Source organism: Bradyrhizobium sp. USDA 4503 (assembly GCF_054055815.1).
In genome coordinates, this window is sequence record NZ_JBSRXS010000001.1 from 8706376 (window position 1) to 8730285 (window position 23910).

At 64.7% G+C, this 23910-nt stretch carries 22 protein-coding genes; 10 read left to right on the forward strand and 12 right to left on the reverse strand.

All coding sequences use genetic code 11. From position 1 onward, the window contains the following. Positions 1-74: 74 nt before the first annotated feature. The 4 genes from ACVMIH_RS40825 to ACVMIH_RS40840 all read left to right on the forward strand — a co-directional run bounded on the left by ACVMIH_RS40825 (position 75) and on the right by ACVMIH_RS40840 (position 3464). Positions 75-1109 (forward strand): quinone oxidoreductase family protein, encoded by a 1035-nt coding sequence (locus ACVMIH_RS40825; protein WP_456866252.1) that lies wholly within the window; start codon positions 75-77, stop codon positions 1107-1109. A 110-nt stretch (positions 1110-1219) separates the two neighbouring features. Next, a complete protein-coding gene (locus tag ACVMIH_RS40830) occupies positions 1220-2275 on the forward strand; it encodes a YeeE/YedE family protein (RefSeq protein ID WP_057017630.1) in 1056 nt (351 codons plus the stop codon). 150 nt (positions 2276-2425) lie between these two features. Then, on the forward strand, positions 2426-2809 hold the full coding sequence (locus ACVMIH_RS40835; protein WP_057017631.1) for a nuclear transport factor 2 family protein: 384 nt from the start codon (positions 2426-2428) through the stop codon (positions 2807-2809). A 265-nt stretch (positions 2810-3074) separates the two neighbouring features. Next, on the forward strand, positions 3075-3464 hold the full coding sequence (locus ACVMIH_RS40840) for a DUF1330 domain-containing protein (protein ID WP_229190439.1): 390 nt from the start codon (positions 3075-3077) through the stop codon (positions 3462-3464). 220 nt (positions 3465-3684) lie between these two features. On the opposite strand, the gene ACVMIH_RS40845 is transcribed toward ACVMIH_RS40840, so the two are convergent. Next, positions 3685-4665, reverse strand: a complete 981-nt coding sequence (locus ACVMIH_RS40845; protein ID WP_456866255.1) for a helix-turn-helix transcriptional regulator — start codon at positions 4663-4665, stop codon at positions 3685-3687. A 212-nt stretch (positions 4666-4877) separates the two neighbouring features. After that, positions 4878-5819, reverse strand: coding sequence for a DMT family transporter (locus ACVMIH_RS40850; RefSeq protein ID WP_456866257.1), 942 nt, complete (start codon positions 5817-5819; stop codon positions 4878-4880). A gap of 47 nt (positions 5820-5866) precedes the next feature. Between ACVMIH_RS40850 and pdxR the strand changes: the two genes are divergently transcribed. Beyond that, positions 5867-7324, forward strand: a complete 1458-nt coding sequence (gene pdxR / locus ACVMIH_RS40855) for a MocR-like pyridoxine biosynthesis transcription factor PdxR (RefSeq protein WP_456866260.1) — start codon at positions 5867-5869, stop codon at positions 7322-7324. Positions 7325-7476: 152 nt separating this feature from the next. Here pdxR and ACVMIH_RS40860 read toward each other — a convergent pair whose 3' ends face one another. From ACVMIH_RS40860 to ACVMIH_RS40880, 5 genes are all read right to left on the reverse strand, one after another. Beyond that, positions 7477-8697, reverse strand: a complete 1221-nt coding sequence (locus ACVMIH_RS40860) for a bifunctional alpha/beta hydrolase/OsmC family protein (protein WP_456866263.1) — start codon at positions 8695-8697, stop codon at positions 7477-7479. A 28-nt stretch (positions 8698-8725) separates the two neighbouring features. Next, entirely contained in the window at positions 8726-9388 is a 663-nt protein-coding gene (locus ACVMIH_RS40865) for a sulfite oxidase-like oxidoreductase (RefSeq protein ID WP_456866266.1), read from the reverse strand. 12 nt (positions 9389-9400) lie between these two features. Further along, entirely contained in the window at positions 9401-10723 is a 1323-nt protein-coding gene (locus tag ACVMIH_RS40870) for an MFS transporter (protein WP_316397829.1), read from the reverse strand. 81 nt (positions 10724-10804) lie between these two features. After that, on the reverse strand, positions 10805-12031 hold the full coding sequence (locus tag ACVMIH_RS40875) for a cytochrome P450 (protein WP_141340861.1): 1227 nt from the start codon (positions 12029-12031) through the stop codon (positions 10805-10807). A gap of 74 nt (positions 12032-12105) precedes the next feature. After that, positions 12106-12312 (reverse strand): ferredoxin, encoded by a 207-nt coding sequence (locus tag ACVMIH_RS40880; RefSeq protein WP_456784296.1) that lies wholly within the window; start codon positions 12310-12312, stop codon positions 12106-12108. A 208-nt stretch (positions 12313-12520) separates the two neighbouring features. On the opposite strand from ACVMIH_RS40880, the gene ACVMIH_RS40885 reads away from it, so the two are divergent. Continuing rightward, a complete protein-coding gene (locus tag ACVMIH_RS40885) occupies positions 12521-13153 on the forward strand; it encodes a TetR/AcrR family transcriptional regulator (RefSeq protein ID WP_076827173.1) in 633 nt (210 codons plus the stop codon). A gap of 203 nt (positions 13154-13356) precedes the next feature. Here the strand turns inward: ACVMIH_RS40885 and ACVMIH_RS40890 are convergent, their stop codons facing one another. Further along, entirely contained in the window at positions 13357-14781 is a 1425-nt protein-coding gene (locus tag ACVMIH_RS40890; protein ID WP_310882619.1) for an amidase, read from the reverse strand. Positions 14782-14869: 88 nt separating this feature from the next. On the opposite strand from ACVMIH_RS40890, the gene ACVMIH_RS40895 reads away from it, so the two are divergent. Beyond that, positions 14870-15724 carry an alpha/beta hydrolase gene (locus ACVMIH_RS40895; RefSeq protein WP_076827177.1) on the forward strand — a complete coding sequence of 285 codons (855 nt, stop codon included), beginning with the start codon at positions 14870-14872 and terminating at the stop codon, positions 15722-15724. A 116-nt stretch (positions 15725-15840) separates the two neighbouring features. Here the strand turns inward: ACVMIH_RS40895 and ACVMIH_RS40900 are convergent, their stop codons facing one another. Then, a complete protein-coding gene (locus ACVMIH_RS40900; protein WP_057017642.1) occupies positions 15841-16617 on the reverse strand; it encodes an SDR family oxidoreductase in 777 nt (258 codons plus the stop codon). 168 nt (positions 16618-16785) lie between these two features. On the opposite strand from ACVMIH_RS40900, the gene ACVMIH_RS40905 reads away from it, so the two are divergent. Beyond that, complete coding sequence (locus ACVMIH_RS40905; protein ID WP_057017663.1) at positions 16786-17865, forward strand: tartrate dehydrogenase; 1080 nt, start codon at positions 16786-16788, stop codon at positions 17863-17865. 390 nt (positions 17866-18255) lie between these two features. Here the strand turns inward: ACVMIH_RS40905 and ACVMIH_RS40910 are convergent, their stop codons facing one another. From ACVMIH_RS40910 to ACVMIH_RS40920, 3 genes are all read right to left on the reverse strand, one after another. Beyond that, positions 18256-19167, reverse strand: a complete 912-nt coding sequence (locus ACVMIH_RS40910) for an NAD(P)-dependent oxidoreductase (protein ID WP_076827234.1) — start codon at positions 19165-19167, stop codon at positions 18256-18258. A 32-nt stretch (positions 19168-19199) separates the two neighbouring features. Further along, positions 19200-20450: a Zn-dependent hydrolase gene (locus tag ACVMIH_RS40915; RefSeq protein WP_057017665.1), complete on the reverse strand. Its 1251-nt coding sequence runs from the start codon at positions 20448-20450 to the stop codon at positions 19200-19202. 123 nt (positions 20451-20573) lie between these two features. Then, on the reverse strand, positions 20574-21491 hold the full coding sequence (locus ACVMIH_RS40920; RefSeq protein WP_057017643.1) for a LysR family transcriptional regulator: 918 nt from the start codon (positions 21489-21491) through the stop codon (positions 20574-20576). Between the two features lie 120 nt (positions 21492-21611). On the opposite strand from ACVMIH_RS40920, the gene ACVMIH_RS40925 reads away from it, so the two are divergent. Then, positions 21612-22430 (forward strand): putative hydro-lyase, encoded by an 819-nt coding sequence (locus ACVMIH_RS40925; protein WP_456866269.1) that lies wholly within the window; start codon positions 21612-21614, stop codon positions 22428-22430. Positions 22431-22517: 87 nt separating this feature from the next. Further along, positions 22518-23765 (forward strand): ABC transporter substrate-binding protein, encoded by a 1248-nt coding sequence (locus tag ACVMIH_RS40930; protein ID WP_456866272.1) that lies wholly within the window; start codon positions 22518-22520, stop codon positions 23763-23765. The last annotated feature ends 145 nt before the right edge of the window (positions 23766-23910 follow it).

A 23910-nucleotide genomic window follows, 5' to 3' on the forward strand; every position in this document is an offset into this window, starting at 1 on the left:
TTGATCGGTCAGTCGATTAGTCATGGCCCGAGGCCATCCGGCCGCCACCATCCGCGTGCCTTGCGGCGCGCTCCATGACCGAGACTGGAACGCTGATGCCGCCGGCCCCGCAAGCAAACCGTCATCCTGTCGACGCGCGCTGCGTCCGCCTGCTGACGAAGGCGGAGAACGCGGCGGCGGTGGCGCCAGCGGTCGAGACCCTTGCGTTGTCGCGCGCGGCGGACGATCTGCTCATCGAGGTGAGGGCCGCCGCGGTCAATCCGTCCGACGTCAAGGCCGCGACCGGGCTGATGCCCTATGCCATATTCCCGCGTACCTCGGGCCGCGACTACGCCGGAGTCGTAATCGATGGTCCCGCTGAATTCATCGGGCGTGAGGTGTTCGGCTCGTCCGGCGACCTCGGCATCCGCCGCGACGGCACCCATGCCACGCATCTGGTGGTCGAGCGCGATGCCGTGGTGGAAAAACCCGCGGGCATTTCCTGGGACGAAGCCGCCGGGATCGGCGTGCCCTTCGTCACCGCGATGGAGGGCCTGCGCCGCGCCGGCCTGCCGAAGGCGGGCGAGACCGTGCTCGTGATGGGCGTCAACGGCAAGGTCGGGCAGGCCGCGGTGCAGATCGCGAGCTGGCACGGCGCGCGCGTGATCGGCGTGGTGCGCAAGAGCGAGCCCTATGAAGGCCACAGCAATTCGCCGGTCGAGGTGATCGACGCCTCGACCACCGACGTCGCCGCTCGCGTGCGCGAGCTGACCGGCGGCAAGGGCGCCAACATCGTCTACAACACGGTCGGCGATCCCTATTTCCAGGCCGCGCACAAGTCGCTGGCGCTGCGCGGCCGCCAGATCCTGATCGCGGCGGTCGACCGCATCGTGCAGTTCAACATCCTCGAATTCTACCGCGGCCAGCACACCTATGTCGGCATCGACACGCTTGCGCTGTCGTCGGTTGCGACCGGCGAGGTGTTGCGCGAGCTCGCGCCGGGCTTTGCCGGCGGACATCTGAAGCCATTCCCGATCAAGCCGAGCGCGATCTACCCGCTGGAACAGGCCAAGGCGGCGTTTGTTGCCGTGGCAGGCTCGTCGCGCGACCGCGTGATTTTGCGACCCTAGTTCACCGTCATTGCGAGGAGCGAAGCGACGAAGCAATCCATTTCTCTCCAGCGTGATAGTATGGATTGCTTCGCGTCGCTCGCAATGACGAACGTAATTGAAGGACTATTATGGACCCCGCCACGATCGTCATCATTGCCGCCCTGACCATCGGCCTCATCTATGGCTCGGTCGCGCTGCTCAGCGGCTTCTGCATGATGAGCGGCCTGCGCGGCTGGTGGGCGGAGGGCGACGGCCGCCTGGCGCGCACCTATGCGCTGGCGATGGGCGTCGCGATCGCGGCCTCGCAGCTGTTGGCGGCGGCAGGCCTCGTCGATCTCGGCAAGTCGATCTATCTGCAACCGTCCTTCTCGGCGCCGGTGATGTTCCTCGGCGGGCTCCTGTTCGGCTACGGCATGGTGCTGTCGAATGGCTGCGGCTCGCGGGCGCTGGTGCTGCTCGGGCGCGGCAATCTGCGCTCCTTCGTGGTCGTGATCGTGCTCGGCATTTTCGCCGAGATGACGCTGAAGGGCCTGATCGCCCCGGCGCGGATCGCGATGGTGCAGGCGTCACAGGCCACAGTGTCAGCCAATTCGGTGCCGGCGCTATTGGCGGACATCGGCCTCGGCGCGGTGCCGGCGCGGATGGTGGCGGCCTCGGTTCTCGCAGCCCTCTTGATTATTTTCGCCTTTGCCCATGCGCCATTTCGCAAGTCACCGGGCCAGATCGCGGCCGGCCTGATCGTCGGCCTGCTGGTGGCGGGGGGCTGGTACGCGACCGGCTATCTCGGCGCCGATGATTTCAATCCGGTGCCGGTGACGTCGCTGACCTTCATCGCGCCGATCGCCGACGCCCTGCAATACGTCATGCTGTCGACCGGCTCGACGCTCAATTTCGGCATCGTCACCGTGTTCGGCGTGTTCGCCGGCAGCCTGATCACGGCCATCGCCACCGGGCGCTTCCAGCTCGAAGGCTACCGGTCGCCACAGCATATGCTGCGCTCGGCGAGCGGCGCCGCGTTGATGGGCGCGGGCGGCGTGATGGCGTTCGGCTGCTCGGTCGGGCAGGGGCTGACTGGGCTGTCGACGCTCTCGCTGTCGTCCCTCATCGCGATCGCCGGCATCATGCTCGGCACCGGCGCCGGCCTGCGCGGGAGCTTGCGGGTCAGGCCGCTTGCGACGGCCTAGGCTGTACTCATAACCGTCGGCTTCCCGTCATAAAGCGGAAGTTGCCCGGTTCGGTAGTTATCGGCGGCTTATGACCCCCAGCAGACATTCCATTCGTGCCGATGCTCCGTTTTGGAGATAATATGCAGCATTGCGACGCGAGGGAAGAGAATGAATGAAGATCAAACCATTCGAGCGGCTTTGGATCATCACTGGGCAGCCTCAGATGCAAATGACTTCGAGGCGGAGCATGAGATTTACCGTGATGATGCCGTGCTTGAGTACCCTCAATCCGGGGAGAGAATCCGCGGTCGACGCAATATTCAAGCGTCTCGTTTTGCGCAGCCGAACAAGAAGCGCTTTACGGTGCGACGCATACTCGGCGCTGCCGACCTTTGGGTTACTGAATTTGTCCTTACATACGACGGCTTGCCATCTTACACGGTGAGCATCATGGAATTCAGAGGCGGGAAGGTCGTTCGTGAAACCCAGTACTTCGGTGATCCCTTTGAGCCGGGGCCGTCGCGCGCCCAATGGATCGAGCCAATACGTTGAGATGTCTTTGCATTAAATCTCACCACCGCAGCGTGCTCCGGCTCATCATTCTCGTGCGTTGCCTGCCAATGCCGACGAGGTGATCGAGTAGGATGGTCATCGCACGCATGAGTCCGGGATGGCCCTAAGCTGATGGTCTGCATGACCCCCGAGAGGTTGGCTCTTCGAGGGTAACCGGAAGTCCCTCGCGCTTTTATCGAAGTTGAGTGCGGCTGCCTCTCACCCTACTCTCGCCCGGCCGGTTATCGGCAAGCTGGAGGAAATCATGAGAACTCAATACTTGATGGCATTGTCACTGCTCAGCGGCATCGCAATCGGCGGGTTCGCGTTCCAAGGTTTGCACGCTCAAACCAAGCTGAAGGCCTACAGTATCGGTGAGATCGAACCAATTGCTGGTGCAACTGTTTCGCCCGCTTATATCGAGGCAGCGAGAAGGGCACTGGCCGAGGCCGGTGGCCGCTCAATGGGGACTTTGAAAGGCAGAGTTTTCCACGCGGAGGGCGGGCCTGCTCCAATCAGTGTGGCCATGACCGAGTGGGATAGCGCAGATGCCGCCATAGCATTTTTCCAGTCCAAGGTCTGGAAGGACCTTGCACCTGAGGGCGCGAAAACCGCGAAAACGATACGGCGATACATCGTGGAAGTTGAGAAGTGACCACCAACTTTGGTCACATGACTAGGCCGCCTCAGTTGGCGGCCTAATTCATTTCGATGTTGCCTGCTAGCCCTAAGCTGACGGTCTGCATGTCTAGCGCTCATTCCCTGCGATGTCGGTATGCGCCTCTTGGCGATGATGTTAAAGAAAGGGTGTTCGCGAAGCCCGCAAATACTCGCATTCTGCGGCATCGTCGGCGCACTGGTAAGGAGCCGCAGGATCACTTCTGCTCCCGCATGGTCGATGCGGCGCGCACACCTGAGGGCGTCTCGCCGAAGTGCCGGCGGAACGTGCGATTGAAATTAGAAACGTCACCAAAGCCGACTGCATACGCGATGTCGATGATGGCCAAATGCAGATGGTGCGGGTCAGTCAACATCGCGAAGGCACGCTCGAGCCGGCGTCTTGCAAGATGCTCGGTGAAAGACTTTCCGGTCCCCTCCTCGAGCAATTTTTGCACGTATCGCCGCGACATGCCGATCGCCCCAGCGACCTTGTTCAAATCGAAATTGGGATCGCTGTAGCGTTTCGCGACTTCCGCTAGTATCGCCTGCAGCTTTGCTGCCTTCACACCGCGCTCCGTAATGATGTCTGTTGCTTGGTCGGTCGGCCCGAGCGTCGCGGCGACAAGATCGAGGAGATGTACGCCGACGGTGGCGGCTAGCTCTGATGACAGAGGTTCTTTGAAGGATGCGAGCGACCGCAGGTAGCGGTTGAGAAGTCTCAGCGCCGGTCCGGAACGCACTGGCCGACCTGATAGGTCTTCCGGGTTGGCCACCAGAGACCTAAGGGCGGCAGCCTGCACGGTTACGAATTTGACGCTCCCCCCACGCGGCCCAAATACTCGCAGCGTCCTTCCCCGATCGACCAAACAAGCGGAGCCGACGTCATAGGCATGCTCTCGGCCTGCGTTTGCAAATTGGACCGGTCCAGCCTCGACGAGGTTCAGTCCGAATTGCTCACGGCTATCCTTGAGGTGGTGTTTGTGACGAATAAACTCCACCGGCGTCGTGAGAAGGCTACAAACGCCAACCGCACCGAGCGACAAGCAGGTGACGTTGATACGTGGGCGGCCACCGCTGTGGTCTATCACGTCCAACGCGAGGTTCAGCCGCGCAAACTCCTCACGGAACGTGGAGAACCGCACGCGCTCCGGCAGCATCTCGGTCGACCATCGCAAAAGGTGAGATGACGTTGGCATCTCGACCTCCCGTTTTGGGAGCAGTCCCTCAAGTAATCATAATGGGCGGCGCTTCGCTACTGTGTGAAATGGCTTACAAAGGGAAGCCGGCTGCGCGACATTCGTCCTGTTGAGGACCGCTTGTGGCCCAAGGCCGACATGCAGCGCGTCGGTTTCGACGTCAGCTTCCGAGACCGAAGCGGACGTGACGAATCTATGAGCACAGGCCCTAATTACGCACGTAATGGCGCATCCGCGAGCGAGCTCAGCGCGATCCCGCCGACGATCAGGGCCGCGGCAATCGCCAGCGAGAGATCGATCGGCTCGCCGAGCAGCAATGCCGCGGTCACGATACCGACGATCGGCGTCCCGGTGGTGCCGAGCGATGTCGTCAGCGCCGGCAGGCTCTTGTTGACAACAGACATCGCCCAGTAGGCCAACGCCGTACCGATGAAGCCGGAATAGAGGAACAGCAGCAGGAGGTGTGGCGACCATTTCACCTCGGGCACGCCTTCGGTGACGAGCGCCGACATCGTCAGCACCAGCGTCGCGACCAGCACCTGCCACAGCAGCAATTGCAGCGGCGTCGCGATCCAGCGGTGCGAGCGGATATAGATGATGTTCGCGGCCCAGCAGATCGCGGCGATGATGATCATGCCGGCGCCGGCGAGGACATGCAGATTGCTCCAGTCCAGCGACGCCGGGTTGAGGATCACGCCGAGCCCGGCGAGTCCCAGCGCGACGCCGACAAGCTTGAGCGTCCCGAGCCGTTCGGTGCGCGCGGCGGCCGCGGCAAGCGCGACCCAGAGCGGCGTGGTGTAGCCGAGCACGACGCCCTTGCTGGCCGGGAGATAGCGCAGGCCGGCGGCGACCAGCGTCGAGAAAAACGTCATGTGCAGCAGCGCCACGCTGAGCACGACCGGGACATCGGCGATCCGCGGAATGATCAAATTGCCGCTGGCGCGCAGGATCACCAGCAGCGCGATCAGGGCGACCCAGCTGCGGATCGATGCGGTCCACAGCGGCGGCACCGCCTCGACCAGCGATTTCGTGACCGACCAGTTGATGCCCCAGGCCAGCACCACGACGATGAACAGGGCGGCGGCCTTGGCGGGGGAGAGTGACTGGTTCACGGCAGGATCCTTGCAGGCAATACCGCTTGTGAATAGGATCATGCTGGCTCTCTCGAAAGAGCCAGATTTGGTAGAATAGTGGAGCCAGATTGATCCTCGCCGAATTGCTCGCGCTGAAGCGATCGGACGATGCCGGGCTGGCCGCGCAGTTGACCCAGCAGCTGCGCGCGCTGATGGCGAGCGGCCGGATCAGGAGCGGCGCCATGCTGCCATCGAGCCGCAGCCTTGCGGCCGAGCTCGACGTGGCGCGCAACACCGTGACGCATGCCTATGAGCAACTCGTCGCCGAAGGGTATCTGCGGGTCGCGGCGCGGCGGCGGCCGGTTGTGACCGACGATATCGAGGCGCGCTTCGCCAAGGCTCTGCCCGCGCCACGCCGTGATGCCGCCCGCAAGCCGCTGCTGTCGCCTTGGGCGTTGCAGCTCTCCGATACGGATTGGCCGCTGTCCTACCAGGCCGATTTCCGGCCGCTGCGTCCCGGGCTTGCGGATGCACGGGAGTTTCCGCACGAGATCTGGGCGCGCTGCCTGCGTCGCAGCGCATTGCGCCGCCGCTTCAATGACCAGACCGTGGTCAACCGGCCGAGCCTGCGCGAAGCCTTGCGCGATTATCTCGAAGTCAGCCGCGGCGTGCGCGCCGAGGCCGATCAGATCCTGGTGCTGCCGACGGCGCAGGCGGCGCTGACGCTGATCGCCGCGACCACCATCGTCGCCGGCGATGCGGTGTGGACCGAGGATCCCGGCTATCCCGGTGCGGCGGCGGCGTTTCGTGCCGCCGGTGCAAACGTCGTCGGTGTCAGCCTCGATCAATGGGGCATGATGCGGACGCGCGCGACGCGCGCGCCGAAGCTGATCTTCACCACGCCCTCGCATCAGCACCCCACAGGGCGCGTGATGCCGGTCGCGCGCCGCACCGAGCTGTTGGCTTCTGCCGAGCCCGGCAAGACCTGGATCGTCGAGGACGATTACGACGGCGAGTTTCACTATGACAGTCGCCCGATGCCGGCGCTGCAGGGGCTCGATCGCGAGGGACGCGTGCTCTATCTCGGCACCTTCGCCAAGGCGATGACCGCCGATATCCGCATCGGCTATCTGGTGGTGCCGCCATCACTGGCGCGGACGATGGAGATCGCGCAGCGCCATCTCGGGCTGATCGCCTCCGTGCATGTCCAGGAGGCGCTGGCCGGCTTCATGGCCGACGGGTATTTCCTGGCGCATGTCAGGCGGATGCGGCGGATCTATCGCGCGCGCCGCGATCACCTCGCGGCGGCGCTGGCGCGGCAGCTCGGCGAGGTGCTCACCGCCGAGGTGCCGCCGGGCGGCATGCAGCTGATTGCCCGTTTCAAGGATGGCCGTGCGGACCGGGATGCTGTGACGCGCCTGGTGGTCGCCGGCGTCGAGGTGCGCGCACTGTCGAGCCTCGCGCTGGAGCGGCCGCGCGACCACGGCCTGTTGCTCGGCTTCGCCGCCTGGCGCGAGAACGAGATCGGCGCCGCGGTGCGGATCATGGCGAACTGCCTGACCGGCAAGCGCGCGGCGCGTGGATAGGGGGGCGCCTGGTCGGGCACCGGCCGCCACCGGCTCCTTTGCATGGGGTTGTTTTCGATATTTCTCAGCACGCCCCTGCGACGGTCCCCGTGCGGGAGAGGGACGCCGCCCAGATGCTGCTACGGCACGGCCCGTCTCGCTGTGTCGCAGGCTTACTCCGCGGCCTTGGTGACGATCCGTACCTCCGACGTCAGCGTCTTGTGCACCGGGCACTTGTCGGCGATCTCCATCAGCCGCTTGCGCTGGTCGGCGTCGAGGTCGCCCTCGATCCTGATGACGCGGTCGATCTGGTCGAGCATGCCTTCGCGCGTCTCGCACTCCTCGCAATCCTTCGCGTAGATCTTGCTGTGCGTCAGCGTTACGGTGACGCGATCGAGCGGCAGCGACTTGCGGTCGGCATACATCCGCATCGTCATCGAGGTGCAGGCGCCTAGCCCGGCCAGCACGAAGTCGTACGGCCCGAGGCCGGAATCCTGGCCGCCGACCGCGACCGGCTCGTCGGCCAGCATGCGATGCGGGCCTGCCGTGACAATCTGCTGAAACTTGCCGGCGCGGGTCTCCTGTACCACGACATTGCGCGGCGCACTGCCGGTATCTGCCGCCGGTTGCGGCGCGATATCGATATAGCGTTCGGCCCAGGCGCCGATCACGTCGGCGACGTAGGCGGCATCCTGTTTGCCGCTCAAGAGATGGTCGGCCTCGGCCAGCGAGACGAAGCTCTTGGGGTGCCTGGCGGCGCTGAAGATATGCGTGGCGTTGTCGATGCCGACGGTGTCGTCGGTCGGCGAATGCATGATCAGCAGCGCCTTGTGCAGCTGCTTCACCTGCGCCATCAACTTCTGCTCGGCGACGTCGTCGAGGAATTCGCGCTTGATGCGGAACGGGCGGCCCGCGAGCGAGACTTCGCCTTCGCCCTGCGTGCGAATGTCCTCGATCCGGTCCCTGAAGAAATGCGTGACATGGACGGGATCTGACGGCGCGGCGATGGTCGCGACCGCCTTGGCTTCGGGGATTTGACCCGCGGCGGCGAGGATCGCGGCGCCGCCCAGGCTGTGGCCGATCAGGATCGCGGGTGCTGTGCGCATCTCGCGCAGATGGTCGGCGGCGCGGACGAGATCGGCGACGTTCGACGAGAAGGTCGAGTTGGCGAACTCGCCCTCGCTGGAGCCCAGACCGGTGAAGTCGAAGCGCAGCGTGGCGATGCCCTTGGCCGCGAGCGCGACCGCGATGCGCTTTGCGGCCAGCACGTCCTTGCCGCAGGTGAAGCAGTGCGCGAACAGCGCATAGGCCTTGATCGGCCCGTCGGGCGTGTCAAGCGCGGCGGCCAGCTGATGGCCGCCAACACCGGTGAATTGAAAGCGTTCGTGCGGCACGGGCAGGCTCCATCATTCTGTTGGTGTGTCAGTCGCCAGAATAGCGCTGTTCGGCCCAGGGATCACCGCGATTGTGATAACCGCGCACCTCCCAGAAGCCGGGCGCGTCCTCGGTGAGGAATTCGATGCGCTGCAGCCACTTCGCGCTCTTCCAGAAATACAGATGCGGCACCACGAACCGCACCGGGCCGCCATGCTCCTGCTCCAGCGGCTTGCCCGACCAGCTATGGGCGAGCAGCGCGTCCTCGGCGGCAAAGTCCTCGATCGGCAGATTCGTCGTATAGCCGTCATAGGAATGCAGCGCGACGAAGCGCGCGTCCTCGCGCGGCTGGCAGGCGGCGAGCAGGTCGCTTGTGGCGAGCCCTTCCCACTGGTTGTCGTAGCGCGACCAGGTCGCGACGCAGTGAATGTCGGAGACGAATTGCGTTTGCGGCTGCGCCATGAACTGCTGCCAGGTCCAGTAGATGGTCTGCTCGACCGCGCCGTAGACGTCGAGCCGCCAGCGCTCCTGGGAGATGTTCGGCATCAGCCCGAGATCGAGCACCGGCCAATCCGCCGTCAGATGCTGGCCCGGCGGCAGGCGCTGCTCCTCCGGCCGGGTGACCTTGCCGGTGAGGAATTTGCCTTCGCGTGCCCAGCGCTGCTTGCTGCGCGTCAGCTTGCTCTCGGGCGGTTCGTTATCGTCGGTCATGGCGTCGTGCGATCATTCGTGGCGGTGCATCGCGGAGTCGCGCTTGGTATCGCGCATCGTCGAATAGATCAGCAGCGACAGGAAGATCATGCCGCTGAGATAGTAGTAGAACCAGTCCTCATGCCCGATGCTCTTGAAATAGAGCGCGACCGCCGGCGCGGTGCCGCCGAAGATCGACACCGTGATGGCGTAGGGCAGGCCGACGCCGAGCGCGCGGACATTGGTCGGAAACAGCTCGGCCTTCACGATCGCGTTGATAGAGGTGTAGCCGGCGACGAAGATCCAGGCGCCGCAGATCAGAAGGAAGGCCACGAACGGCGACTTGGTATCCTTCAGCGCGGTCAGGATCGGGATCGTGCCGAGCGTGCCGGCGATGCCGAAGAAGATCAGCAGCGGCTTGCGGCCGATCTTATCGGAGAGCCCGCCATAGATCGGTTGCAGGATGGTCGCGAAGATCAGCGAGCCGAAGATCACGAAGGTGGTCTGGTCCTCGGTGAGGCCGACCGACAGCTTCACGAAGGTCTGCATGTAGGTGGTGAAGGTATAGAACGCCGCGGTGCCGCCGGCGGTGAGGCCGACCACCAGCAGCAATTCGCGCGGATAGTTCAACAAGCCGACGATCGAGCCGGTCGGTTTGGAAACCTTCTTGGCCTCCTCGAAGGCCTCGGTCTCATGCAGGCTGCGGCGCATCACCGCCGCGACGATCGCGAGCATGGCGCCGATCACGAACGGAATCCGCCAGCCCCAGGCCTTCAGCTCGTCGGGCGTCAGGAACACCTTTTGCAGCAACAGCAGCACGATGATCGCGGTGAGCTGGCCGCCGATCAGCGTGACGTACTGGAAACTGGAATAGAAGCCGCGGTGCTTGGGATCGGCGACCTCGCTGAGATAGGTGGCGCTGGCGCCATATTCGCCGCCGAGGCTCAGGCCCTCGATCACGCGGGCCAGCGCCAGGATCGCCGGGGCCGCGATGCCGATCGAGGCATAGGTCGGCGTCACCGCGATGATCAGCGAGCCGAAGCACATGCAGACCACCGAGAGCGTTAATGACAGCCGCCGGCCATAGCGGTCGGCGATGAAGCCGAACAGCCAGCCGCCGAGCGGGCGCATGAGGAAGGTCGCGGCAAACAGCACGGCCGCATTGAGCTGCTGCACCACCGGGTCGCTGTGCGGGAAGAATGCCGGCGCGAAATACAGCGCAAACGCCGTGTAGGCGTAGAAATCGTACCACTCGACGAGATTGCCGACCGAGCCGATGAAGATCGCCTTCACCCGCCGCTCGACGTCGTGGATGTCGAGATGATCGCTCGCGGGCTGAGCGGTTTGTTCGGTCATTGCATTGCTCCCGGACTCGTCGGTTCGATTCCGGGGCAAGCTACCTCATTGGGTGACGCGATGTAACCGCTGTCGGGTTCCTCAGGCGTTGTTGCCGAACAGAACGGGCAGTTGACGCGGGCCGCGCACCGTGCCTTCCGACCAGGTGACCTTGCCGGCCGGATCGAGCCGGAAATCAGGGATTCGCTTCAGCCATTCCTCGATCGCGACCTGCATCTCCATCCGCGCAAGGTTGGAACCGACGCAGCGGTGGATGCCGAGGCCGAAGGCGGCGTGGCGGTTCTCCTTGCGGTCGATCACCACCTTGTCCGCATCGGGGAACATGGCGGGATCGCGATTGGCGGCGGGGAAGGACAGCAGCACCATGTTGCCCGCCTTTACCGGGCAGCCGGAGATCGTGGTCTCCTTCATCACCTCGCGCGCCATCGTCACCGGCGAATAGGCGCGCAGGAATTCCTCGATCGCGGTCGGGATCAGCGCCGGCTCCGCAATCAGGCGCTCGCGATCGGCCGGCGTCTTGGCGAGGTGCCAGAGCGAGGAGCCGATCGCGCTCCAGGTGGTGTCGATGCCGGCGATCAAGAGCAGCCGCAGCGAGCCGAGCACATGCTCGTCGGTGAGCGGCTGGCCGCCGGGGCCCTTGGCCCGCAGCAGCTGCGAGATCAGATCGTCGCCCGGCTCGAGCTTGCGCTGCTCGAGATGGGCCACGAAGTAGCCGGTCATCTCGCGCACGCCGTTCATCAGCTCGTCTTCGTTCTTGATGCCGAGCTCGAGGATCTGGTGGATCCATTTGATGAACAGGTCGCCGTCCTTCTCGGGAATTCCCAGCATATGGGCGATGGCGCGCACCGGGATGTGCTTGGTGTAGCGCGCGGCGGCGTCGCAATGGCCATCGGCGATGAATTCGTCGATCAGCTCGTTGCAGATCGCGCGCACCCGCGGCTCCAGCCGCTTCATCGCGTCCGGCGTGAACGGCGGCAGCAGCACCTGCTTGGCGGGCTTGTGCTCCGGCGGATCGGAGGTGATCGGCGGCGCGCGAGCGGTGATCTCGGGGCGGATGTCGCGCACGATGACGCGGCGCGAGGAGAAGTGCTCGGTGTCGTAGGCGATCTCCTTCACCGCCTGATAGGTGGTCGGCATGTAGCAGCCGAGGAAGCGCTCGGTATGCACGACGGGCGAAGCCGCGCGCAGCGTCTCCCAGATCGGGAACGGGTCGTCGGTCCAGACCGGATCGGTATGGTCGAAATCATGGACCCAGTCGGAGACCGGGGGATGTTCGGGCAGATAGCTTGCGGACGGGGAATCGGACATCAGCTCGTTTCCTTCTCGTTCGATCAAACGCTGGTTGGCTCAACGGGCGGCGCACGGCCGTCCCCGGCTGGCCGTCATTCCTCGGTGACTTCGATCGCGATTTCCGGGCAATTGGTCTGCGCGAGCCAGGCCTTGTCCTCGAGCCCGGCCGGGACCGTCCCGTCGCCGACCTCATGGGCGTTGCCGTATTCGTCGAGCTCGAACAGTTCGGGGGCGAGTGATTTGCAGCGGGCGTGACCCTGGCACTTGTCCTGGTCGATGCGGATTCTGAGCTTGGACATGCAAGCACCTCCCTCGGCTCTGGCGCATTGTGGGTTGCGCCGGGTTCCTCATTCCGGTTTATGCAAGCCTTGTTTAGGCAAATTCTTGTTTAGGCAAGCTCTTGGCTTGCTTGGGCGGCCGGCCCTCTTAACCGGATCGCCAAGTTATAGTATATTACATTATCGTCGCGCTTGCGCGTCAAGCGAAAATTCAGCGATCATTGCCGCAATGGGACAAATCGTTCGTAAGCCGTTCAAAACCTACCACCATGGCGACCTCCGCGAAGCCCTGATCCAGGCCGCGTTACGCGAGGTCGAGCTCGGTGGTCCCGAGGCGATCAGCATCAAGGCGCTGGCCAAGCAGCTCGGCGTCTCGCAGCCGGCGCCGTACCGGCATTTCGCCGACCGCGAGGCGCTGCTGGAGGCGGTGACCGCGGAAGCATTCCGGCAGTTCAACGTGATCATGCGCGAGGCGATCGAGCAGTCGAGCAAGGGCTCGAAGCTGTCGCGCTTTGCCCAGGCCGCGCTCGCCTTCGGGCTCGAGCGCCACGGCATCTACCGGCTGATGTTCGCGTCGCGCACCATGGCCTGCGCGCCCAAGGGCAGCGAGCTGCACACCGCGGCGATGGAAACGCTGGCACTGCTGATCGAGTCGTTCGAGGCGCCCGCGGTCGGCCTGCTGCGCGAGCGGCAGGCGCTGAAGATCTGGGCCGGGCTGCACGGCATCGTGATGCTCGCCGAGCAGGGACTGCTGACCGGCGAGTCCGCGCAGATCAGCCGCGAGGAGTTGCTGGACGAAATCGTCGAGCAGACCAAGGCGGCACTCACCGTGGCGCTGCAGGCGACCGAAGATAAGGCGTAGGGCAGGTCGTCTGCAGCCTATCCCTTCGTCCCATAGAGATAGGTAGCCCCGTCATTGCGAGGAGCTCGCGACAAAATTGCAGAGCAATTTTGCGCTGAAGCGACGAAGCAATCCATCGTTCTGCGCGCTCGGTGACAATGGATTGCTTCGCTTCGCTCGCAATGACGAAGTGGAGGGTATCGCCCGCCTCTCCACCATAAGGGTCAGGATCGCGGCGGCCGCGGATCGATCGGGGTGGTGCCGCGCACGCCCAGAATGTCCTCCAGCACTTTCGCGCCGGCCAGAAGCTGCGCCTCGGCGCGCGGCTTTGCGACCATCTGCAGGCCGACCGGCAGGCCCGAGGCGGTGAAGCCGCAGGGCAGCGACAGCGCCGGGCAGCAGGCCAGCGTGATCGCGTAGACGATGCCGAGCCATTCGACGTAGTTGTCGAACTTCTTGCCGTCGCACTCGGCGACATAGCGGTTCTCGACCGGAAACGGCGCCACGATGGTCGCGGGCGCCAGCAGCAGGTCGTACTTGTCGAAGAATTCGAGCGCACGCGCCGTCATCGCGACGCGCTGCGCCTCGGCGCGTTCGAGCTTCTCGACCGTGAGCTTCAACCCTTCCTCGATGTTCCAGATCACCTCGGGCTTCAGCAGATCGCGTTTGGTGCGCAGCAGTTCGGCCTTGCTGATTGCGAAATCGAACGCGCGCAGCACGTGGAAGCATTCATGGGCTTCGCTGAAATCGGGATGCGCCTCCTCGACGATCGCACCGGCTGCCGCGAACCGCTCCGCCGCCTTGCGGGTCACCGCCTTGACCTCGGGATCGACCGGCGTGATGCCGAGATCGGGCGAATAGGCGATGCGCTTCGGCCTGCTGCCTGACCGCGCCGCCGACAGGAACGACGTCGGGAGTGCGGGCAGCGACAGCGGATCGGCGGCATGCTCGCCGCTCATCGCGTCGAGCAGCAGCGCGAGGTCCTCGACATTGCGTGCCATCGGTCCCTGCTGGCCGAGCGTGCGGTCGACGCCGAATTTCGGCGTCTGCGCGACGCGGCCGATCGACGGCCGGAGGCCGACGATGCCGCAGAAGCTCGCCGGGTTGCGCAGGCTGCCGCCCATGTCGGAGCCGTGCGCCAGCCACGCGGTGCCGCTCGCAAGTGCCGCCGCGGCGCCGCCGGAGGAGCCGGCGGCCGAGCGCGATGTGTCCCAGGGATTGCGGGTCGGGCCGAACACCTCGTTGAAGGTGTTGGCGCCGGCGCCGAATTCCGGCGTGTTCGACTTGGCGTAGATCACGCCGCCATTCTCTTCGAGACGCTCGACCAGGATGTCCGACTTCGCCGGGACGTTGTCCTTGAAGATCGGCGAGCCCAGCGTGGTCAGCACGCCGGAGACGGCGGTGAGGTCCTTGATCGGAACCGGAAGGCCCGCGAGCAGGCCGCGCTCGCTGACCGGTTTCTGCATCAGGGCCTTGGCGTGGGTGCGGGCGCGGTCGAAGCACAGCGTCGGCAGTGCGTTGACCTTGCCGTCCACCTCGGCGATGCGCGTCTCCAGCACGTCGAGCAGATCGAGCGGCGTAACGTCACCGGCCTTCAGCTTCTCGACGACGGCACACGCCGTTTCCTTCACCAAGCCCTGATCAGCCATGCGCCGTTGCTCCTATGCCTTCTGTTTGCTTGTGCTGTAGAACATTTCCTGCCGTCGTGGCAATGCGACGAGAACCGAAGGGACAGGGATGGCAGCGTTGTTTTCCGCGCTGGACTGGCGCGCGATGAGCCAGCAGGAGCGTGACCTCGGCTTGAACAACGGCGTTGCCGTCAAGGGCAGCGCCGAGATCGCCGCCGGCTGGGAGCAACGCTCGGCGGCACTGCGGCAAAAGCACGCCGGCCGTCTCGACCTCAGATACGGCTCGCGCGAGCGCAACCGGATCGACTTCGTGAAAGTTCGCGACGGCGCGCCGACGCTGCTGTTCATCCACGGCGGCTATTGGCAGACCCGTGCCAAGGAAGTGTTCACGACCTTCGCCGAGGGGCCGATGGTCCACGGCATCAATGTCGCGCTGATCGGCTATACGCTGGCGCCGGATGCGACGCTCGACGACATCGTCGCCGAGATCCATGCCGGCATCGACTTTCTGGCCGGGCAGTTGCCCGCGCTCGGGGCCGCTGCCGAGGGCATCGTGGTGTCGGGCTGGTCGGCCGGCGGACATCTGACATCGATGGCGCTGTCGAACGGCCATGTCCGGGCCGGCATGGCGATCTCGGGCATCTACGACCTCGAGCCGATCAGGCATTCCTACCTCAACGAAAAGCTGAGGCTCGACGAAGCGGCGTCGCGGCGCAACTCGCCGATGATGGCGGAGGGCGGCACGGCAAAGCCGCTGTCGCTGGTAGTCGGCAGCGCCGAATTGCCGCTGCTGCGCAAGCAGACCGCCGATTTCGCCGGCCATCGCGCCCGCTACGGCTTGCCGGTGACCTATGAGGAGATCGCCGGCGCCGATCATTTCTCTATCATGAACCAGATGCTGGCGCCGCAGGGCCGCATCACGACGCTGATCCGGCAGCTGTTCGAGCGGACGGCGTCGTCCTGAGGTGCGAGCCTCTTCGGCGAGCCTCGAAGGATGGCGCAGCCCGTGGCCCATCCTTCGAGACGCCGCGCTACGCGCGGCTCCTCAGGATGACGGCGGTACAAGCGAAGGGGCGATTTCTAACCCCATCCCGACGTCAGCCCGCCATCCACCGTGTAGATCACGCCCGACGTATAGCCCGCGCGGTCGGAGGCGAGGAACGCCATCAGGTCGCCGATCTCGCGTGCATGTGCGGGCCGGCCGAGCGGCAGGCCCTTCTGGAATTCCTTGTAGCGGTTCTCGTCGCCGAACTGGTTCTTGGCGCGGGTCTTGAGCAGCGTGACGTGGCGGTCGGTCCCGACCGGGCCGGGATTGATGCCGACGACGCGGATATTGTCGGCGAGGCTCTTGCCGCCGAGCGCGCGGGTGAACGCCATCAGCGCGGCATTGCCGGCGCTGCCGCAGATGTAATTGGCGTCGAACTTCTCGCCGGCCGCGCCGATGTCATTGACGATCACGCCTCCGCCGCGCGCCTTCATCTGGGCGTAGATCGCGCGCGTCAGATTGACGTAACCGAACACCTTGAGCTCCCACGCATGCCGCCAGGTCGCCTCGTCGATCTTGTCGATCGAGCCGCCGGGGATATCGCCAGCATTGTTGACAAGGATATCGATGTCGGCGGCCTCCCCGGCGAGGCGCGCGAGATCCTCGGACTTGCGCAGATCCACCACGCTGGTCGCGGCAGATATCTGGTGCGCGGAGCGCAGCCGCTCGGCGAGCGCCTTGAGCTGGTCGCCGTTGCGGGCGGCGAGCAGGAGGTTGGCGCCTTCCTCGGCAAAGGCTTCGGCGGCGGCCGCGCCAATGCCCTTGGAGGCGCCGGTGATCAGGACACGCTTGCCGCGCAGATGCAGATCCATGGGATGTCTCGCTTGGTATGAGGAGTGGGTGTCGGCGAATTTGGTGGGGCAGGGTCGCGCCGCCTTCAACACTGCACTGCAGCGTTGCGCTCGCGCAAAGTTTGGTCCATTGCAGGACCATCAGAATAGGCGGCATTGCCGGCCGGGCAAATCACAAGGGTGTTCTCGATGAGCAGCGCAAAGAAGCAGTATCGGATTGCGGTCATTCCCGGCGACGGCATCGGCAAGGAAGTGATGCCGGAGGGCCTGCGCGTCATCGAGGCGGCGGCCAAGAAGCACGGCGTCGACGTGAAGTTCGACCATTTCGACTTCGCTTCCTACGACTATTACGAGAAGCACGGCGAGATGATGCCGGCCGACTGGAAGAACCAGATCGGCAAGCATGATGCGATCTATTTCGGCGCGGTCGGCTGGCCGGCGAAAATACCCGACCATATCTCGTTGTGGGGATCGCTCATAAAATTCCGCCGCGAGTTCGACCAGTACGTCAATTTGCGCCCGGTGCGGCTGATGCCCGGCGTGCCGTCGCCGCTGGCGAACCGCAAGCCCGGCGACATCGATTTCTGGGTGGTGCGCGAGAACACCGAGGGCGAATACTCGTCCGTCGGCGGCCGCATGTTCCCGGACACCGACCGCGAATTCGTCACCCAGCAAACCGTGATGACCCGCACCGGCGTCGACCGCATCCTGAAATTTGCGTTCGATCTGGCGCAGTCGCGGCCGAAGAAGCATCTGACCTCGGCGACCAAGTCGAACGGCATCTCCATCACCATGCCCTATTGGGACGAGCGCGTGGAGGCGATGGCCAAGAAATATCCCGGCGTGAAGTGGGACAAATACCACATCGACATCCTGACCGCGAACTTCGTGCTGCATCCGGACTGGTTCGACGTCGTGGTCGGCTCCAACCTGTTCGGGGACATCCTCTCCGATCTCGGCCCGGCCTGCACCGGCACGATCGGCATCGCGCCGTCGGGCAACATCAATCCGGAAGGCGACTTCCCCTCGGTGTTCGAGCCGGTCCATGGCTCGGCGCCTGACATCGCCGGGCAGGGCATTGCCAACCCGATCGGCATGATCTGGTCGGGCGCGATGATGCTGGAGCATCTCGGCGAGAAGCAGGCGGCGGCTGCGATCGTCGGCGCGATCGAGCGCACGCTCGGCGAACGCACGCTGCGCACGCGCGATCTCGGCGGCAATGCCGACACCACGGCATGCGGCAAGGCCGTCGCGGAGATGGTGGATTAGGCTGCGCCGTCAAGCACGGGGTCGTCCTGGCGAAAGCCAGGACCCATTACCCCGAGTGCTTGTTGTGTTGCTGGGTCTGACCACCGCCCTGCGCGATGACGCAGGCCGGTGGTAATGGGTCTTGGATCGCGCTCGCTACGCTCGCTTGTCCAGGACGACGTCGTTATTGATTGCTTCGCAATCTGCGTAGGGCGGGTTAGCCACCCTACGGCCACTGTCGTCCATGCGAAAGCAGGGACCCATAACCACAGGGTCTCGTTGTTGGGGCTCGCTGTGCCCCCAGCCTTCGTGACAATGGGCAGTGATGGTTATGGGTCCCGGCTCGCGCGGAGCTTGTCATCGGGCGGCGCTTTGCGCCGACCCGTTGGCTTGGCCGGGACGACGGTGAAATTACCCCTTCACGATCCTTCGGCAGTGCTCCCACGCCGCGTGGATCAAATTCTCGCTCGCCTCGGGCGTGCGGAAGGCGGAGTGCGCCGACAGCGTCACGTTCGGGATCCTGGTCAGCGGGTGATCCTTCGGCAGCGGCTCGATGTTGTAGACGTCGAGGCCGGCGTGGCGGATGTGGCCCGAATTGAGCGCATCGATCATCGCCAGCTCGTCGACGATCGCGCCGCGCGCGGTGTTGATCAGCACCACACCCTTTTTCATCTTCGCGATCTTGTCGCGCGTGATCAGGCCGCGGGTCTCGTCATTCAGCAGCAGGTGGATCGAAACCACGTCGCTGCTCGCCAGCACGGTGTCGAGATCGACGAATTCGACACCCGGATGGCTCTTGGCCGACCGGTTCCAGGCGATCACCTTCATGCCGCTGCCGAGTGCGATGCGGGCGACCTCGGCGGCGATGCCGCCGAAGCCGACCAGGCCGAGTGTCTTGCCGGTGAGCTGCATGCCGTCCTCTCGCAGCCAGTTGCCGGCGCGCATCTCGCGGTCCATCTGCGCGATCACGCGCGCCGACGACCACATCAGCGCGATCGCTGACTCCGCGACCGCGGTGTCGCCATAGCCCTTGATCAGGTGCACGGAGATACCGAGCTCGGCAAGCTCTTCCGGGTTCATGTAGCTGCGCGCGCCGGTGCCGAGGAACACGACGTGCTTCAGGCCGGCGCACTTCTTCGCAACATCGGTCGGCAGCGCGGTGTGGTCGACCACCGCAATCTCGGCGCCGTCGAGCACCGCCGGATAGTCCTCGGACTTGATGTCCGGGTTGCGGTTGATCCGCATCCTGGGATCGCCGGGCTTTTCCAGTCGTTCCGTGATGACAGCAAGCGATTCATTGGCGTCGACAAACACTGCGCGCACGAAAGCCTCCATCCGATGAGGAGAAATGATGATCAGGACGCGACGCCGGCGAGCGCCAGCACCGTATGCATCAGGACGTTGGCGCCGGCGGCGCAATCTGTCTGCTTGGCATCTTCCAGCTCATTATGGCTGATGCCGTCCTTGCAGGGCACGAACACCATTGCTGCCGGCATCACCGTGTTGAGGTTGCAGGCGTCGTGGCCGGCGCCCGAGGTGATGCGGCGGTGCGAATAGCCAAGCTGCTTGGCGGCGTTCTCGACCGCGTCGACCAGCTTCGGATCGAAGTGCGTCGGCGCCTTGCGCCAGACGAGATCAAGCTGCACCTCGACCTTGCGCTTTGCTGCGATCTCGCTCACAGCGGCACGTAGGTCGCGATCCAGCGCATCCATGATCCCAGCGTCGGCGCTGCGGCAATCCACCGTGAAGGTGATCTCGCCGGGGATGACGTTGCGCGAGGGCGCGGCGATCACGGCCTCGCCGATGGTGCCGACCGCCTTCGGGCCGTGCTTCTTCGCGATGCTCTCCATCGCCAGAACGATCTCGGACAGCGTCGCCAGCGCATCGCGGCGCAGCGGCATCGGGGTCGAGCCGGCGTGGCTTTCGAAGCCGGTGATCTTGCCGTCGTACCACAACACGCCCTGGCCGGAATCGACCACGCCGATGGTCTTGTTCTCGGCCTCCAGGATCGGGCCCTGCTCGATATGCAGCTCGACGAAGCTGGTGAACTTCTGGCGGCCGACCGGGGCGTCGCCGCGATAACCGATCGTGTCGAGCGCCTGCGCCACCGTGACGCCCTCGGCGTCCTTGCGCGACAGGATGTCGTCGGTGGTGAAGTCGCCGACATAGGCGGCCGAGGCCATCATCGCCGGCGCAAAGCGCGAGCCTTCCTCATTGGTCCAGTTGCAAATGCAGATCGGCAGCTCGGTCTCGATCCCGGCATCGTTCAGCGTGCGCACCATTTCGAGCGCCGCCAGCGTGCCGAGCACGCCGTCATATTTGCCGCCGGTCGGCTGGGTGTCGAGATGCGAGCCGACGCCGATCGGCGGCTTCGACATGTCCCGTCCTTTCCTCAACCCGAACATCGAGCCGAGCGCGTCGACCTGCACCTCGAGGCCGGCGTCCGCGCATGCCTTGCGGAACCAGTCGCGCACCTGCTTGTCTTCGGCGCTCAAGGTCAGCCGCCGCACACCGCCCTTGGGCGTTGCACCGAACTGCGCGGTTTCGTGGATGGTGCCCCAGAGGCGGGCGGAATCGATCTGCAGGTTGGTGGCGGCTCGGCTCATGCTGACATTCCATTTGTATTCGGTCATTCCGGGATGGTCCGAAGGACCAGACCCGGAATCTCGAGATTCCGGGTTCGATGCTCGCGCATCGCCCCGGAATGACAGTTCATCTCCGGCAATCGTTCAATGACGCGCCACTCTCGCGCCGTCAACCGCCACGCTCGTCTGCGCGATCTGCCTGGCGAGATTGGCGACGCGCTCGATGGCGACCGCATCGGGCGAGGCGAGCCAGCTCGCGGTGAAGGTGAGGGGCGGCAGCTTGAGGTCGGTATCGAGCAGCAGCAAGCGCCCGTCGGCAAGCTCGTTCTCGACGATCGCCGCCGGGATCACCGCGATGCCAAGCCCTTCATTGGCCATGTGGATCACGGTCGCGAGCGAGGTCGAGGCGTGCAGCCGGATCGGCGGCAGATCGGGGGCGTTGAACAGCGCGCGCACGGTCTCGTAGGGCTGGGTCTTGCGCGGAAAGGTGATGATCGGAAACCGCGCCAGGTCCTGCCGCGCCACCGGGCCGTCGCCGAGGCCGAGCGCCGGGCTCGCCAGGAAACCGATCGGGTAATCGCACAGCACGTGGTTGTGCGCGCCGGACGCCGAGACCGGTCCAAGCACGAAGGCGAGCTCGATCTCCTGCGCCAGCAGCCGCTGCGTCAGATTGGGCGTGATGTCGACCTCGATCTCCAGCGACAGGTTCGGGTAGACCTCGTTGACGCTTTTGACGAGGCGCGGCAGCCAGGTGTGCACGATGGTCTCCGCGACACCGAGCCGCAGCGCGCCGCGCATCGCCGAACGGTCGCCGACCTCGGCCATCATCTCCGAACGCAGGCCGATCAACTTCTCGGCATAGATCATCATCAGCCGCCCGCTCGGGGTGGGCGAGGCCACCCGGTGGTCGCGGTTGAGCAGCTTGACGCCCATTTCGCGCTCGAGCTGGGCAATGCGCTGGGAGATCGCCGGCTGGGTGGTGTTGAGCCGCTGGGCGGCGCCGCGGAAGCTGCCGAGCTTGACGACCCAGAGAAATGTCTCGATCGAGCGGAAGTCCGTCATTGGAAGCATTTTCCCGATCGATAAATCTGCTTTATCGATTTTGATTAGAAAGGACGATTAGACATTATATCACGCTTGGTGTTGGTTTGTCCTTGTCGAGATTATGGGCAGGAGAATCCCATGACTGTTTTTGCGGCAGTGCAGCGATCTCAGGGGGAGCCAGTGCCGGCGAGCGTCGAAGCGCGCCGCGCCTGCCGTGACGGCGTGGCCTCGGCCACCACAGCCGGCCTCGCCAACGGTTTCGTCCAGGGCAATCTCGCGATCCTGCCGGAAAAGCTTGCCGGCGCCTTCCACCGCTTCTGCCAGCTCAATCCGAAGCCGTGCCCGATCATCGGCATGTCTGACGTCGGCGATCCCCGCATTCCGGCCCTTGGTCTCGACCTCGACATCCGCACCGACGTGCCGCGCTACCGGGTCTGGCGCGACGGCGAGGTGGCGGACGAGCCGACCGACATCACCAAATACTGGCGCGACGATCTCGTCACCTTCGTGCTCGGCTGCTCCTACTCGTTCGAGGAGGCGCTGCTGGATGAGGGCCTGCCAATCCGTCACATTGAACGCAATCTGCGTGTGCCAATGTATCGCACCAATATCGCCTGCAGCCCGTCGGGGCCGTTCGCTGGACCCATGGTGGTGTCGATGCGCCCGTTCAAGCCGGCGGATGCGATCCGCGCGGTGCAGATCACCTCGCGCTTCCCGTCCGTGCATGGCGCGCCGGTCCATCTCGGCCATCCGCATGCGATCGGCATCAATGATATCGCCAAGCCCGATTACGGCGATGCGGTACCGGTCGCCGATGACGAGATCCCGGTGTTCTGGGCCTGTGGCGTGACGCCGCAATCGGTGATCGCAAGTGCGAAGCTGCCGTTCGCGATCACGCATTCGCCGGGCCTGATGCTGGTGACCGATCTCAGGAACAAGCAGCTCGCTGTGCTCTGAATAGGCAATTCGTGCAATTCATTGAGGCTTTACTGCGCGCTACAAGCGTCACATCGATAATAACAAGCTGACCAAGGGGAAATTTCGATGACGATCTCTCGCCGTAACGTGTTGCTGGGTGCCACTGCCGCCGCGGCGCTCGGTCCGATGGCCGCGCGCGCGCAGGCCAGTGAAGTGGCAATCGGCGTGATCTATCCGCTCTCGGGCGCCAGCGCCCAGATCGGCGTCGATGCGCAGCGCGCGTTCGAGACCGCGGCAGACATCATCAACAAGAACTATGACTTCGCATTGCCGCTCGCCAAGGGCGAGGGCCTGTCCGGCCTCGGCGGCGCCAAGGTCAAGCTCGTGTTCGCCGACCACCAGGCCGATCCGCAAAAGGGCCGCGCCGAAGCCGAGCGCCTGATCACGCAGGAGAAGGTCTGCGCCGTGATCGGCACCTATCAGAGCGCGGTCGCCGTCACCGTCAGCCAGATCTGCGAGCGCTACGGCGTTCCGTTCCTCTCGGCGGACAATTCCTCGCCGAGCCTGCATCGCCGCGGCCTGAAATACTATTTCCGCGCCTCGCCGCATGACGAGATGTTCTCGACCGCGATGTTCGACTTCTTCGATGCGATGAAGAAGAAGGGCCAGAAGATCGAAACGCTGGCGCTGTTCCACGAGGACACCATCTTCGGCACCGATTCGGCGAACGCGCAGACCAAGCTCGCCGGCGAGCGCGGCTACAAGATCGTGGCCGACATCAAGTACCGCGCCAACTCGCCGTCGCTGACCGCCGAGGTGCAGCAGCTCAAGGCGGCGAATGCCGACGTGCTGATGCCGTCGAGCTACACCACCGACGCGATCCTCCTGGTCAAGACCATGGCCGAGCTCGGCTACAAGCCGAAGAACATCATGGCGCAGGACGCCGGCTTCTCGGAGAAGGCGACCTATGACGCGGTCGGCGACAAGCTCGAGGGCGTGATCTCGCGCGGCAGCTTCTCGCTCGACCTGGCGCAGAAGCGTCCGATGGTCGGTCTGATCAACGAGATGTACCGCGCCAAGTCCGGCAAGGACTTCAACGACTATTCGTCGCGCCAGTTCATGGGCCTGATCGTGATGGCGGACGCCATCAACCGCGCCAAGTCGACCGACGGCGACAAGATCCGCGAGGCGCTGGTCGCCACCGACATGCCGGGCGATCAGACCATTATGCCGTGGCGGCGCGTCAAGTTCGACGAGATGGGTCAGAACAACTTCGCCGATCCGGTGCTGTTGCAGTACTCCGCGAAGAACTTCGTGACGATCTTCCCGGAACAGGCCGCCGTCTCCGAGGCGATCTGGCCGATGAACAGCTGATCGGTCGGGCGCCAGAGCGTCCGTTCCGATCGTATCGGAACGGAGCTCTGGATTCTTGTTGCGACGCGTTTTCCTAGCGCGAACCGGTATCCACTTCGCTCGAAAACGCTATTGAGGGGGCAGACGGCGGTGACAGCCGAAGACA